At 64.3% G+C, this 13,077-nt stretch carries 10 protein-coding genes; 5 read left to right on the top strand and 5 right to left on the bottom strand.

Annotated elements, in window-relative coordinates; all coding sequences use genetic code 11:
• Window positions 1-164 precede the first annotated feature (164 nt).
• Together ACZ1II_RS17685 and ACZ1II_RS17680 are read left to right on the top strand one after the other, a co-directional pair.
• Window positions 165-1,538, top strand: a complete 1,374-nt coding sequence (locus tag ACZ1II_RS17685) for a class II 3-deoxy-7-phosphoheptulonate synthase (protein ID WP_465144919.1) — start codon at window positions 165-167, stop codon at window positions 1,536-1,538.
• 163 nt (window positions 1,539-1,701) lie between these two features.
• The gene (locus tag ACZ1II_RS17680; RefSeq protein WP_465144918.1) at window positions 1,702-3,615 is read left to right on the top strand and encodes a CocE/NonD family hydrolase; all 1,914 of its coding nucleotides are present in this window, start codon (window positions 1,702-1,704) and stop codon (window positions 3,613-3,615) included.
• 203 nt (window positions 3,616-3,818) lie between these two features.
• Here the strand turns inward: ACZ1II_RS17680 and ACZ1II_RS17675 are convergent, their stop codons facing one another.
• Together ACZ1II_RS17675 and ACZ1II_RS17670 are read right to left on the bottom strand one after the other, a co-directional pair.
• Window positions 3,819-5,573: a chloride channel protein gene (locus tag ACZ1II_RS17675; protein WP_465144917.1), complete on the bottom strand. Its 1,755-nt coding sequence runs from the start codon at window positions 5,571-5,573 to the stop codon at window positions 3,819-3,821.
• A 297-nt stretch (window positions 5,574-5,870) separates the two neighbouring features.
• On the bottom strand, window positions 5,871-7,298 hold the full coding sequence (locus ACZ1II_RS17670; RefSeq protein WP_465144916.1) for a protoglobin domain-containing protein: 1,428 nt from the start codon (window positions 7,296-7,298) through the stop codon (window positions 5,871-5,873).
• Window positions 7,299-7,344: 46 nt separating this feature from the next.
• Here ACZ1II_RS17670 and ACZ1II_RS17665 point away from each other — a divergent pair, with 46 nt between their 5' ends.
• Entirely contained in the window at window positions 7,345-7,476 is a 132-nt protein-coding gene (locus tag ACZ1II_RS17665; RefSeq protein ID WP_465144915.1) for a hypothetical protein, read from the top strand.
• A 99-nt stretch (window positions 7,477-7,575) separates the two neighbouring features.
• Complete coding sequence (locus tag ACZ1II_RS17660) at window positions 7,576-9,642, top strand: putative bifunctional diguanylate cyclase/phosphodiesterase (RefSeq protein ID WP_465144914.1); 2,067 nt, start codon at window positions 7,576-7,578, stop codon at window positions 9,640-9,642.
• Between the two features lie 10 nt (window positions 9,643-9,652).
• Here ACZ1II_RS17660 and ACZ1II_RS17655 read toward each other — a convergent pair whose 3' ends face one another.
• Window positions 9,653-10,309 (bottom strand): glutathione S-transferase family protein, encoded by a 657-nt coding sequence (locus ACZ1II_RS17655; protein ID WP_465144913.1) that lies wholly within the window; start codon window positions 10,307-10,309, stop codon window positions 9,653-9,655.
• Window positions 10,310-10,436: 127 nt separating this feature from the next.
• Here ACZ1II_RS17655 and ACZ1II_RS17650 point away from each other — a divergent pair, with 127 nt between their 5' ends.
• Window positions 10,437-10,952 (top strand): N-acetyltransferase family protein, encoded by a 516-nt coding sequence (locus ACZ1II_RS17650; protein WP_465144912.1) that lies wholly within the window; start codon window positions 10,437-10,439, stop codon window positions 10,950-10,952.
• A gap of 217 nt (window positions 10,953-11,169) precedes the next feature.
• On the opposite strand, the gene ACZ1II_RS17645 is transcribed toward ACZ1II_RS17650, so the two are convergent.
• Window positions 11,170-12,039: an OmpA family protein gene (locus ACZ1II_RS17645; protein WP_465144911.1), complete on the bottom strand. Its 870-nt coding sequence runs from the start codon at window positions 12,037-12,039 to the stop codon at window positions 11,170-11,172.
• Between the two features lie 419 nt (window positions 12,040-12,458).
• The gene (locus ACZ1II_RS17640) at window positions 12,459-13,043 is read right to left on the bottom strand and encodes an Lrp/AsnC family transcriptional regulator (RefSeq protein WP_465144910.1); all 585 of its coding nucleotides are present in this window, start codon (window positions 13,041-13,043) and stop codon (window positions 12,459-12,461) included.
• Window positions 13,044-13,077 lie beyond the last annotated feature (34 nt).

The following is a 13,077-nucleotide window of genomic DNA, read 5'->3' as shown; positions in this document are numbered from 1 at the left end:
TTGGATTGCAGAGGCGCAATCGATCACGCTGATCGGCTAAACCGGCTTTGCAAAAATTACTCGGGGGCGCTAAAGGGCGCCCCTTGTTTTGCGGTTCTTGCCGGTTTGGCCTCGGGCATACGGCTTGGGGAGAGAAGGCGAAGGAACCGCCAGGAGTACGTAACGTGGCTAGCAATTGGACCCCGGAAAGCTGGAAGGCTCAGGAAGCCCGCCATCTTCCGGTTTACGGCGATGCGGAGAAGCTGGGCGAGGTAGAGGCCACGCTTGCGAAGTTTCCGCCGCTGGTCTTTGCGGGCGAGGCGCGTGCTCTGAAGGCGGATCTCGCCGAAGTCGCCGCCGGTCGCGGTTTCCTGCTCCAAGGCGGGGACTGCGCGGAGAGCTTCGCGGAATTCAGCGCCGACAACATTCGCGATACCTTCCGCGTGCTGCTGCAGATGGCGGTCGTGCTGACCTTCGCCAGCAAGCAGCCGGTGGTGAAGCTGGGCCGCATGGCGGGCCAGTTCGCCAAGCCGCGCTCGGCGCCGACTGAGATGGTGGGCGGCGTCGAGATGCCCAGCTACTTCGGCGACATCATCAACGGCATCGAAGGCAACGCCGATGCGCGTCGCAACGATCCGGAGCGCATGCTGCGTGCCTACACGCAGTCCTCGGCCACGCTGAACCTGCTGCGCGCCTTCGCGCATGGCGGCTATGCGAACCTGCGCCAGGTCCACCAGTGGACGATGGAACATATCGGTCGCAGCCCCTGGGGCGAGAAGTTCTCGCAGATGGCGGACCGCATCGGCGAGGCGCTGGACTTCATGGCGGCTTGCGGCGTGGACCCGAGTTCGGTTCCGCAGCTTCAGGGCACGGAGTTCTACACCAGCCACGAAGCGCTGCTGCTGCCTTACGAGGAAGCGCTGACCCGCCGCGACTCGCTGACCGGCGACTGGTATGACTGCTCGGCCCACATGCTGTGGATCGGCGACCGTACCCGCTTCGAAGGCTCGGCCCATGTCGAATACTTGCGCGGCGTCGGCAATCCGATCGGCATGAAGTGCGGCCCCAGCCTTGAGCCGGACGCACTGCTGCGCATGCTCGACACGCTCAACCCGAGCCGCGAGCCGGGCCGCATGACCCTCATCAGCCGCTACGGCTATGACAAGGTCGAGGCGGGCCTGCCCAAGCTGGTGCGCGCGGTGAAGGCGGAAGGCCACCCGGTCGTGTGGTCGTGCGATCCGATGCACGGCAACGTCATCAAGACCGAGACCGGCTTCAAAACCCGTCCTTACGAGCGCATCCTTGCCGAAGTGCGCGGCTTTTTCGCCGTCCACCGCGCCGAGGGCACCCATGCGGGCGGCATCCATATCGAGATGACCGGCCAGGACGTGACCGAATGCACCGGCGGCGCCATCGCCATCACCGACGAGGCGCTGAAGGACCGCTACCACACCCACTGCGACCCGCGCCTCAACGGTGCGCAGTCGATCGAACTCGCTTTCGAGCTGGCGGACCTGCTCAATCTCGAAGCGACCGAAAGGCAGAAGCAGGCGGCCTGATCCGGCGCTTCTCAGAAAAAACGTTGCAAGGGCAGGGGAGCAGAGGCTTTCCTGCCCTTTCGTTTTTGAGGGATGAACTGAAGGCGCGATCCTGAACGCGAATTGCGATTTGCCGCTCGTCCCCGCTTGACCGCTCGAAATGCACGGGCCACCAAGCGCAGCCATGAACAGAAACATTCGGGCCAACGCCATCCGGATCGCCGCGAGCCTCGCCTGCGCGCCTCTCGCTCTTGTCGCCGCTTCGCATCTCTCGGCAGCAGCGCCGACCGACACGATGATGAACGAGCAGGTCGCCTCCTACGATTGGGTACGACCGCAGGCGGACTATATCCGCCGCGAAGTGATGATCCCGATGCGCGACGGCAAGAAGCTCTACACCGTCATCGTCATGCGCAAGGGCACCACGGACGGCCCGATCCTGCTTAGCCGCACCCCCTACAACGCAGGCGGCATGACCAGCCGCAACCGCAGCCAGAAGATCGAGGAAATCCTGCCCGTCATGGACGCGGATTTCGTCAACGACGGCTATATCCGCGTCTATCAGGACGTGCGCGGGCTGGACGGGTCCGAAGGCGACTACGTGATGAACCGCCCGCTGCGCGGGCCCCTCAACAAGACCAAGGTCGATCACGCCACCGACGCCTACGACACCATCGATTGGCTGGTGAAGAACGTGAAGGAAAGCAACGGCAAGGTCGGCATCACCGGCTCCTCCTATCTCGGCTTCACCTCGCTGATGGCGCTGATCGATCCGCACCCCGCGCTCAAGGCCGCCGTGCCTCAGAGCCCGATGGTCGATGGCTGGATGGGCGACGACTGGTTCCACAACGGCGCCTTCCGCATGTTCGGCTTCGACTACGACCTCGGCCAGACGGTCAAGAAGGGCGGCGGCGCCGTGCCCAAGGGTACGGGCGACGAATACCAGGCCTATCTCGAAGCCGGTTCGGCCATGGAATATGCCAAGGCCTATGGCCTTACTGACCTGCCGGTCGTCCGCAAGGTGCTGGAGCATCCGAGCTACGACGCCTGGTGGCAGGGCCAGGCAGTGGACAAGCTGCTCGGGCAGCGCAAGCTGACCGTGCCGACCATGCTCGTCGTCGGCCAGTGGGACCAGGAGGACAGCTACGGCGCCCCGGCGGTCTATCAGGCGCTCAAGGCCAACGGCACGCCCAGCGACATGGTGAGCCTCGCCATCGGTCCCTGGCGCCACTCCCAGGTCAACTACGAGGCGCGCGAACTCGGCCCGCTCAAGTGGGAAGGCGATACCGGCGCGCAGTTCCGTCAGCGCTACATGAAGCCCTTCCTCGATTGCCACCTCAAGACCGTCGCGCCGAAGTGCGACACGCCTCCCGTGCTGACTTACGCGACCGGCGAGAACCGCTGGGAAGTCTCGCAGAGCTGGCCCGCAGGCGCCTACACGCCGCTCTATCTGGCAGGTAACTACGGCCTCTCGTGGAACAAGCCGGCGGCGGGCAGCGACAGCTACGTCTCCGATCCCGCCAAGCCCGTGCCGATGCTGCCGCGCCCGGTCCACATGCAGGGCGAGGAATGGAAGACCTGGCTCGTCCACGACCAGCGCTTCGTCGATGGCCGTCCGGACGTGCTCAGCTACACGACCGGCACGCTCGACAAGCCGGTCCACATCAAGGGCGCGCCCAAGGTCGAACTCCACGCCTCCACCAGCGGACGCGACAGCGACTACGTGGTCAAGCTGATCGATGTCTACCCGCAGGAGAACTCCGCCAATCCGCAACTGGCAGGCTATCAGCTCGGCATCGGCATCGAGATTTTCCGCGGACGCTACGTCAATGGCTTCGACAAGCCGCAGCCGCTCGAACCGGGCAAGGGCTACACCTTCCAGTGGTCGCTGCCGAACGTCGATCACGTGTTCTTGCCGGGCCACAAGATCATGGTGCAGGTGCAGTCCAGCCTGTTCCCGCTCTACGACCGCAATCCGCAGTCGTGGGTGCCCTCGATCATGGAAGCCAAGGCGAGCGACTATGTGAAGGCGACCGAGACGGTGACTTACGGCGGCGATGCGGCCAGTGCTGTCTGGTTGCCGGTGGCTAAGGACTGAAGAACAAGAGGGAAGATTCCGGGGGATGATCCCCCGGACCCTCGGAATGTCGACGTCGCGCGCGCCCTATCCTTAGTGCGCTCCCCGCGGCGCAGCCAATAAGTCTCCCGACGCAGCCATGGGCGCGGGGCGGCGTTGGCCCGCGTGACCTAGACGGTAATGGGGGTGCAGGGGGGCTATGCTCCCCTGCTTCTTCCTTTACTTCAACTTTCCCCGAACAATTCCCGCTGCGAGGCTTCGATCTCCTCGAAGTACCGCCGACGCGCATGACGTTCGGTCACGACGCCGACGACCTGCCCCACGCCGTCCACCACCGCGAGTTCATCCGCCACCGCCACGTCGAAGGCCTTGATCATCGCGCGGATGTCGGTTGTCGGCGAGAGCGTCGTGCCTTTTAGCGTCGCCAGCGAGCCGATCTCGCTGTCCTGCGGCAGTTCGGGGTTGTAGGCCGAGGACGTGGTGACGATCCCGGCGTAGTGGTCGTCCGCGTCGAGCAGGATCGCCTTGCTCGCCGAGCCGAGCGGCACGCGGGCGCGGAAGTCGGCGATGGAGAGGGTGGCCGGGGCTGCAATCCAGTCCTTGCGCATGATCCGTCCGGCGGTGAGGCTGAGCATCCAGCCGATGTCGCGCGGGGAGCGGATGATCGAGCCGCGAATGTGGAGGCGCCAGGTGGAGAAGGAATAGCCGAACATCTCGCGCGTGAAGGCGCTGGAGACGAGCGAGGCCGCCAGCACCACGCCCATCAGTGCGAAGTCGTGCGTGGTCTCCAGCATGAGCATGGCGAGCGTCATCGGGCCGCCGACGATGGAGACGGCCAGTGCGCTCATGCCGACGAGGGCGGACTGGGTGGGGTCGAGTTCGATGCCGAGCGGCAGCATCTGCACGGCGGCGGCGAAGATCAGGCCGACCAGCGAGCCGAGGAACAGCGAGGCGAAGAACAGGCCGCCACGGAACCCGAAGCTGAGCGAGATCACCGAGGCGGCGATTTTCAGCGCCAGTACCAGAAGCAGGAACTGGATCGCGGGCTGCATGGCGAGGTTGAGGTGCATGGCCCCGTGCCCGGCCGAGAGCGATTGCGGCGAGACCCAGGCCAGCGGCATCAGCAGCAGGCCGCCGACAAGGGGCTTCCAGCGGGCGAAGCGGGTGAAGCGCTGGACGTGCAGTTCGGTGAACGTCACCAGCCGCATGATGAGAATGCCGACGAGCGAACAGAGCAGGCCGAGCACGGCGTAGATGAAGTAGTCGCCGGTGGTCAGGTCGCGCGCGCTGGAGGCGGCGATGAGGTAGGGTTCGACGCCGAGTTCGCGGGTGATGAAGGCGGCTCCGAGTGCGGCGGCGATGACCGGCGCGATGGCGGAGGGCGTGTAGGTGCCGATCACGATCTCGAAGGCGTAGAACGCGCCTGCAAGGGGAGCGCCGAAGGCTGCGCCCACGGCGGCGCCTGCGCCTGCGCCGACCAGCGTGCGCATGTCGGCGCGGCGCAGCTTGAACCACTGGCCGAGCACCGAGGCGACGCCGCCGCCCATCTGCGCATAGGCGGCCTCCAGTCCGACCGAGGCGCCTGCGCCGTTGGAGATGATCGTCTGGGCGGAGATGATGAGGTTGTCGATGAAGGGAATGCGTCCGCTATGCAGGGCATTGGCCTCGACGACGTCGATCGGGGCGCGGCGGCGGCGGCGCAGCAGATAGCCGATGCCGATCAGCACCAGCCCGCCGAAGGGCAGGGCGAGCAGGCGCCAGGGATGGCGGATCTCGCCGAGCGCGCTCAGGCGATTGCCTTCGATCTGGTAGAACAACTGTTGCAGCGTATGGGCGAGGAAGCCCTGAAGATTCGTGAGCCAGCCTGCGGCTATGCCTGCCAGCACGGCGAGCACGATGAACGCCAGTTCGCTCTCGCGCATGCGCTGCCTTTGGCGGATGACCAGGGCTTTCAGGGCATTAACGGCAGGGCGTCGCATCGAGTGTCGATTGGGCCTCTGCGCGTGGCCCTGTCAAGGCGGCTCTTGTCGTTTTTGGCGTGGGGAGCGCGTTACATGTGACCGAGCCAAACTCGGGCGGGAAGGGCGGTTTACCAAGCGGTCGAGGATACGTCCTAGCCCGCAAACTCTCGTCATCCCCGCGGAGGCGGGGATCCCGCTTGTTCATGCGTGCGTGGCAAGAAGGAAGCGGGGCCCCCGCCTTCGCGGGGGCGACGATGGTGTTGAATCAAAGGGTGCTGGATCGGCTCGTTTTGTCAGCGAGCCTGCTGACCCGTCTCAGGCGACCAGCTTCCCCGGCGCACGTTGCTCGTCGATCTGGAAGCGACCAGCCTGATCCGCCAGTACGGTGGCGTCCGAGATCAGGGTGCGGGCAGCGGCCGAGGTCTGCTCGACCATGGCGGCGTTCTGCTGGGTCGTGCGTTCCAGCATGCCGACGGTGGAGCTGACTTCGGAAATGGCGGTGGCCTGCGCATCGTTGTCGCGCGCCATCGTCTCGACGAGCGAGTGGACGCGGTCCACTTCTCCGGCGATGGTCTCCAGCGAGCGATCCACGCGGGAGACGGTGGCGACCGCCTGGTCGATTTCCGAACGGGTGGCGGAGAGGCCGTCACGGGCCTTGCGGGCTTCTTCCTCGGCGCGCATGGCGAGCGAGCTTACGAGGTCGGCGACGACCGCGAAGCCGCGTCCGGCGCTTCCCGCGCGCCCGGCTTCCACCGCGGCGTTCATGGCGAGCACGCGGGTCTGGAAGGCGATCTTGTCGACGCCTTCGATTACCGCATCGATGCCGCGCGCGCTTTCGTGGACGACATGCATGGCCTTCACGGCATCGCCTGCGACGCTGCGGCCCTGGCCAACGGCTTCCAGCGCTTCACCGGCGATGCCCAGCGTTTCCTGGGCGCCGCTGGCGGTCGCTTTTACGCGCTCCTCGACGCTAAGCAGGGTTGCTGCGGTTTCCTCGAGGTTGGCCGCGCTGCTTTCCGTGCGCTGGGCGAGATCCTCGGAAGCGCGGGCGATGGCGCCGGATTCGCCGTAGATCGCGTCGGAAGCCTTCACTACCGAGCCGATGGTTTGGCGCAGGTTGGCAAGGCTGCGGTTGTACGAGTTCTTGAGCGAGAGGAACCCGGCGGGAAGGTCGTCGATATCGTGGACGAGGTCCCCGGCGGCAAGGCGCGACATCGCGCGATCGAGCGCGCCGATCGCCTGGTTTCGTTCGGCCTCGGCTTCCTCGAAGTAGATCGAGATCGAAAGGTCCATGTCGAGCATAGCGGCCTTCATCAGCGCGCGATTGAGCTTGCCGGGGTTCACGCCGCGCGTGAACAGGTGCCAGGGGCTGGCGGCGCGCTCGACGGCGGCCATGATCTCTTCGAGGATCAGTGCATAGCCGCCGATATACCAGCGCGGTTCCAGCCCGATCCGGGCGTGGACTTTGCCGATCCGGGTGACGGCGGCGTAATATTCAGCGTCGAAGCGACCGGTCGCGATGCCCAGCCAGTGACCGATCTGCGCGCCCTTCGCAGAGCTGATATGCGCCTCGCCGGTGAACATGCTGGCCATCGTCGGCGTCTTGCGGACTTTGGCGTAGAAGCGGTCGAGGGCGGGGGGAATGCACTTGCGGAGCAGGGGCTGCGCGGCGGTGAGGACACGGCGCTGCGCGGCGTCGAACTCGAGGAAATCCAGCCGTTCCTCGACGGTCTTTACAGTCACTTTGGTCTCCTGTTCGGCATGCAACCGACCGGAATGAAATCGTTTTATGAACGTCATTATAGAGGGAAAACCGTGGATTCCGGCGGTGGTCCGGCGATTTTTCGGCAAGCCGGAAGCAGTGCCTGGCGCGCGAAAAGAATATTATGACATCATGATGACAGGATTCGATATTAAATAATTAAAAAGATTAGGAATTTTTAGAGAATCCATCCTAGCCACCGGCCCGCCGAAAGCCGGGCGGGGGAACAGTTCCGGCACGGGAAAAATCGGGTGCAAGATGTCAGATACGAATTCCGGATTGGGACGCTTCTTCGCGTCTCTCGAAACGCGGCTGGTCGGTGCGCTCTGCCTGATCGCCGTGCTTGGCGTGCTTCTTCAGATCGTCACCCAGCGCGAGGCGTTCGGCCTGCGGGAACAGAGCAACGCGCTGATCAGGACCTCGGCGATCGCGGAGAACGCGGATCAATTCGCCGAAGCCGTGGGCAAGCTGCGGATGGCGACCAATCGCGGACTGGTTGCCAGCAACCGCACGAGCACGAGCGACGAACTCACCGATGCCGCCATCGCCATCGACGAAAAGCTGGGCAAGCTGCGCGGCAGCGGCGTGGCGCTTTACGATCTTCCCGAGCGGGCCAATCCTTTCGCCGATCTCGATCGCCATGTGACCGCGATCCTCGAAGTCCAGGCCGGAGGCGTAGCTGGAAAGGCGCTGGTCGAGCGGATCGAGAAGCGCAACGCGGCAATGGCCGCTTTCGCCGACGAGATCGTCGCGCGGGCGCGGGCCGATCGGGGGGCAGAGCAGAAGCGGCTGATCGCCTCGATCGCGCGCTGGCAGATGCTGGTCTTCGTCACTGGAGCCGTGACGATGATGGTGGTGCTGCTGGTGCTCTTCGACATCCTGCGCAATATCCTGCCGGCGATCCGCCGCATGCACGGTCACCTGCAAGGACTGGCCGAAGGCGACCTCGACCTGGAGATCGGAACGTTTCGCCTGAAGGAGTTGAAGGCGCTGTCGGGGCCGCTCGAAACTTTTCGCCGAAATGCCAAGGCGGTGAAGAACCTGGCTTTCAGCGATGCCGCCACCGGATTGCCCAACCGGCGGGCCTTCCAGGAAGACGTCGGCAGGCTGCTGGCTTCCCGGCTTGGCGAGCGTTTCGTGTTCATGCTGATCGACATTGACCGCTTCAAGCATGTCAACGACGATTACGGCCATGCGGCGGGCGACGAACTCGTGCGCCTGATCGGGGAACGCATGCGCTCGACGCTTGGTTCGGACGGGATCATCGCGCGGGTCGGCGGCGATGAGTTTGCGCTGTGCATGCCGGGTTCGACGGCGGGCGGCGGCAGTGAACTGGCCGACCGACTGGTGGATATGCTGCGCGCGCCTTTCAGTCTGGGCGAATATGCGGTGGCGGTTACCGTTTCGCTCGGCTTCGTCGAGACCCTCAGCTTGGATGATCTCGACATCGACGACATGCTGCGCAATGCCGACATGGCGCTCTATGCCTCCAAGAAAGGCGGCCGCAATTGCGCGACCGCTTTCACCGACTCGATGGCGGAGGAACGCGCTATCGACCGGGCGCTGGAGAAGGACCTCGAAACCGCCTTCGAGAAACAGCAGCTTCGCATGGTCTACCAGCCGATCCATGCGGTGTGCGACGATACCCGCGAAGTCGAGGCGCTGGTGCGCTGGAAGCATCCGGAACTGGGCGAAGTGCCGCCTTCCACGTTCATCCCGGCGGCCGAGCGCAGCGGGCTGATGGTGCGCCTCGGCGAATGGATCATCCAGCGCGCGCTGCGGGACTTCGCCATGTGGCCGGACCTGCACATGAGCATCAACCTCTCGCCGCTCCAATTGCAGCATGAGGGCTTCAGCGCCTTCCTGCTCGACTGCTGCAAGCAGTATGACATCACACCATCGCGCCTGTTCCTGGAAGTGACGGAATCGCTGTCGATCGAGCGCAACACGCGCGCGCTGCTGACGCTCAACCTCCTGCGCCACATGGGTTTCCGCATTGCGCTGGACGATTTCGGCACCGGCTATTCGTCGTTGTCGATGGTCAAGAGTTTCAAGTTCGACCGCATGAAGCTGGACCGCAGCCTCGTCATGGACCTGGGGCAGGACCCGGCCTCGGTGGCGGTTCTGGAGGCGGCGGTCACGATGGCGCGCCATGTCGGGGCCGAAGTGGTGGCGGAAGGGATCAGCGACGCCCATCTGATCGGCGCCACCAAGAGCGCGGGATGCACGCATTTGCAGGGCTACTACTACAGCCGTCCTATCGAGGCAGGCGATGTGCCGGGTTACTTCGAAAGCGCCGGCCAGAAAGCCGTTGAACCTGCCTGATCTGTCGGACTCACCTGGAAGCGGTCTGCGACCGGGTGAAGACGGCGAGCTGATCGGCGAAGGCACGCTGGAACGCCGGACGCGCCTCGCCATGCGCGACGTAGGCGGCGAGGCGCGGGTAGTCCGCGAGCAGGCCGGAACTGTCGAGGCGGCGCAGCACGGTGATCGTCATGAGGTCTCCGGCGCTGAAGGAGTCGCCTAGCCAGTCGTTCTCTCCGAGCCGGGTGTCCAATTGACCCAGGCGCGTGCGGAGCCGCGTTTCGAGCATGGGCTGGCGCGCCTCGTACCAGGGCTGGTGCTTCTCGAAGAGCGCGGACATCGTGAATTCGAAGATCGGCGGCTCCAGTGTGCTGAGCGCGGCAAAGATCCAGGCGATGGCCTGTGCGCGTTCGTGCGGTCCGCTTGGCAACAGGGCGGGGGCACGTTCCGCGACATGGAGTACGATCGCGCCGGATTCGAAGAGCACGAGACCGTTCTCCTCGTAACTGGGGATCTGTCCGAAGGGCTGGCGGGCAAGGTGAGCGGGTTCCTTCATGGCGGCGAAGGAGACGAGGCGTACTTCATAGGGCAGGCCCGCTTCCTCCAGTGCCCAGCGAACCCCCATGTCCCGGGCAAGGCCTCGCCCGCGATCGGGCGACTGCGCGAAGACGGAGAGGGTAATGGTCATCGCAGGGCTTCCTATGGACAGGATGAGAAACGGGCGAATGGCCCGGACGGTTCCAGCCGCTTGCCTTCGGGACGCGCCGCTATAGTAGCCGCATGGACCCCGTTCGAAGCGGGCAAGGAGACACGAAATGCAGGTTCGGGACGCGCGCGACGGTGATCTGGAGAGCGTGACGGCGATCTACAACGATGCGGTGCTCAACACGACGGCGATCTGGAACGAAGTGGCGGTCGATATTGCCAATCGCCGCGTCTGGCTGGCTGATCGCGAACGTGCGGGCTATCCGGTGCTCGTGGCTGTCGAGGAGGACGGGAGCGTGCTCGGCTATGCCTCGTTCGGAGACTGGCGCGCTTTCGACGGCTATCGCCATACCGTCGAGCATTCCGTCTATGTCCGCGCCGATCTGCGCGGGCGGGGGATCGGCAAGGTCCTGATGCGGGAACTGATCGAACGCGCGCGGGCGATCGGCAAGCATGTCATGGTCGCCGGGATCGAGGCCGGGAACCAGGGATCGATCGCGCTTCATGAAAAGCTCGGTTTCGAGCAGGTCGGGCTGCTGCCGCAAGTCGGCATGAAGTTCGGGCGCTGGCTGGACCTCGCTTTCCTGCAGCTTGTGCTGGACGACCGCGCGACGCCGCAGGGCTGAAAGTCTGTTTGGAAAATGCCCTTGAGGGCATTTTCATCGCGGCACCGGCCCACGCCCCCACCCGACCACCCATTGGTAGTATCCTGCGGGTGGTCGGGTGGGGGCGTGGGCCGGTGCCGCGAAATTCGCTTCGCGAATTTCCAAACGGACTCTGACAGGTCGCAAACGAAAACGGGGGCGGCCAAGGCCGCCCCCGCGTTCAACTTATCCGGGTGTCTCAGAGACCATCCAGGCCCTTGCTGACGAGGATATTCACCGCGACGCGGCGGTTCTGCGCCTTGCCTTCCGGTGTGGTGTTGTCCGCCAGCGGATCGGCTTCCGACATGCCGGTAGGGGTCAGCATGCGATAGGGCTTCCAGTGGCAGGCCTGCTGGAGGTAGTTCACCACGCGGCTGGCGCGCTTTTCGCTGAGTTCCTGGTTCAGTTCCTCGCTGCCGGTGGAGTCGGTGTAACCCACGACGAGCAGCAGGGCGTTGTCCATGCCCTCGGCATTGTTCGCCGCCGTGCAGAGTTCGGCCTTGGCTTCCGGCGAAAGCACGGCCTTGCCGGTGTCGAAGTTCACGTTGGTCGTGCCCTTGACGTTGTACTTGTCGATGTCTGCCATGCGGCCGCGAAGGGCTTCGGTGGCAGCGGTCTGTTCGGCGAAGCCCTGCGCGGTGCCGTTGCGGATCATCGATGCGGTGCGCAGGTCCCTGTTCTGGAGGTTGATCTGGCTCGCCACCAGTTCACCGCCCGACTGCAGGGTCTTGACCGTTACCGGCAGGCCGTTGAGCAGCGAGGTCGCCGCCAGCTTGCCCTTGCCGAGACCCAGGAAGCCCTTGCTGGCGCGGATCTTGGTGGCATCGTTGACGGTGACGACGGTGTTGGTGCCGTCTTCGGTGGTCACCTGAACCTTGTCGCCGCTGCGGGCTGAGATGATGCCCTTGACCTCGGGACCTTCGGTCGCCGCGGCGGCGGGGGCGTTGTAGCTTGCCGAAACGTCCGCATCGGGCGTTTCCTGGGTCTGCGCCGAGACGCCTACCGAGGCTGCGCCAGAAAGTAATGCAAGCATTACAAGAGCTTTAGGGGTCTTGGAAATGATATTCATAGTGCTACTCCTCCAAAATCGAGCAGTACGGCCTGCTTAATAGCAGCTTTTCGTCCGATCATCTTTCGTTTTCATCATCGATGAGGTGATGTATCCGGCGGTCGGAACCTCTTCTGGCTCGCTTTCTAAACTTCGTAAGATGGGCAGCGATTGCTGCATCGGGACACCTTGGACTTCCTCGGTGTTCAGATTAACCTTGCGGGCACATGAACGGCCCCGGCAGTCTCGTTCATACTGCGGGTAATTCGAGAGCGTCTTGCGACGAACCGTTGCCGGAAGGGACAGCAGAGCGGGGCTGGGGCGCCGGAGAATCGCTCTTCCTGAACAAGTCCGGAAGCGGGCATCCCCATATGCAGCGGGGCCGGGTCGCATTGCGGCCCGGCCCCGACAGGGAATTGGAAATGGTAGGCGGCGTGCCGCTATTTGACCGCTTGCAACGGTTTCTGAAGAATGACCGGCGCGATCTGGCGGCTGGCTACTTCGCGCAGCACGAAGCTGCTGCGGATGCGGCGGACGTGCGGCAGGACCGAAAGCTCCTTGCGGTAGATCATGTCGTAGTCTTCGAGCGACTGGACGTTGAGGATCATCAGAAAGTCGGTATCGCCGGTGACGAAGGCGCAGAATTGCATGGACGGACTGTCGAGCACCGCCGTCTCGAAGTCCTGGAGCACGGATTCGGCCTGCGACACGAGTTCGATCGAGACCATCACCAGTGCCCCGTAGCCCAACGAGCGGACGTTGAGGTTGGCCGAGTAGTGCGTGATATAGCCGGATTCTTCGAGGATCTTGCGACGGCGGGCGACCGCCGTGCTCGACAGATGGACCTTCTCGCCCAGACAAACGTCCGAGGCACGCCCGTCCGAGACGAGCGCCCGCATCAGGCGCAGATCGGTATCGTCCAGTTCGTGCTGCGCGGGTCTTCCGCGCGCAGCATCGAGCCAGTGCAGTTTGCTGGACTGCATGTCCATCTTGTTGTGACCCCCTTTTTTGATTTTCGAAACCATATTGCCGGGTATCCGCTAGATTTCAAACAAAAGG

The organism is Novosphingobium sp. BL-S-20 (genome assembly GCF_055521635.1).
Note: the sequence above shows the minus strand (reverse complement) of the source record. Positions and strands in the feature narration are given on the sequence as shown.

Bases quoted from the DNA above. Each gene is read 5' to 3' on its own strand.
- ACZ1II_RS17680 (WP_465144918.1), top strand. From the start codon at position 1,702: ATGAACAGAAACATTCGGGCCAACGCCATCCGGATCGCCGCGAGCCTC.
- ACZ1II_RS17675 (WP_465144917.1), bottom strand. From the start codon at position 5,573: ATGCGACGCCCTGCCGTTAATGCCCTGAAAGCCCTGGTCATCCGCCAA.
- ACZ1II_RS17665 (WP_465144915.1), top strand. From the start codon at position 7,345: ATGAACGTCATTATAGAGGGAAAACCGTGGATTCCGGCGGTGGTCCGG.
- ACZ1II_RS17660 (WP_465144914.1), top strand. From the start codon at position 7,576: ATGTCAGATACGAATTCCGGATTGGGACGCTTCTTCGCGTCTCTCGAA.
- ACZ1II_RS17655 (WP_465144913.1), bottom strand. From the start codon at position 10,309: ATGACCATTACCCTCTCCGTCTTCGCGCAGTCGCCCGATCGCGGGCGA.
- ACZ1II_RS17650 (WP_465144912.1), top strand. From the start codon at position 10,437: ATGCAGGTTCGGGACGCGCGCGACGGTGATCTGGAGAGCGTGACGGCG.
- ACZ1II_RS17645 (WP_465144911.1), bottom strand. From the start codon at position 12,039: ATGAATATCATTTCCAAGACCCCTAAAGCTCTTGTAATGCTTGCATTA.
- ACZ1II_RS17640 (WP_465144910.1), bottom strand. From the start codon at position 13,043: ATGGTTTCGAAAATCAAAAAAGGGGGTCACAACAAGATGGACATGCAG.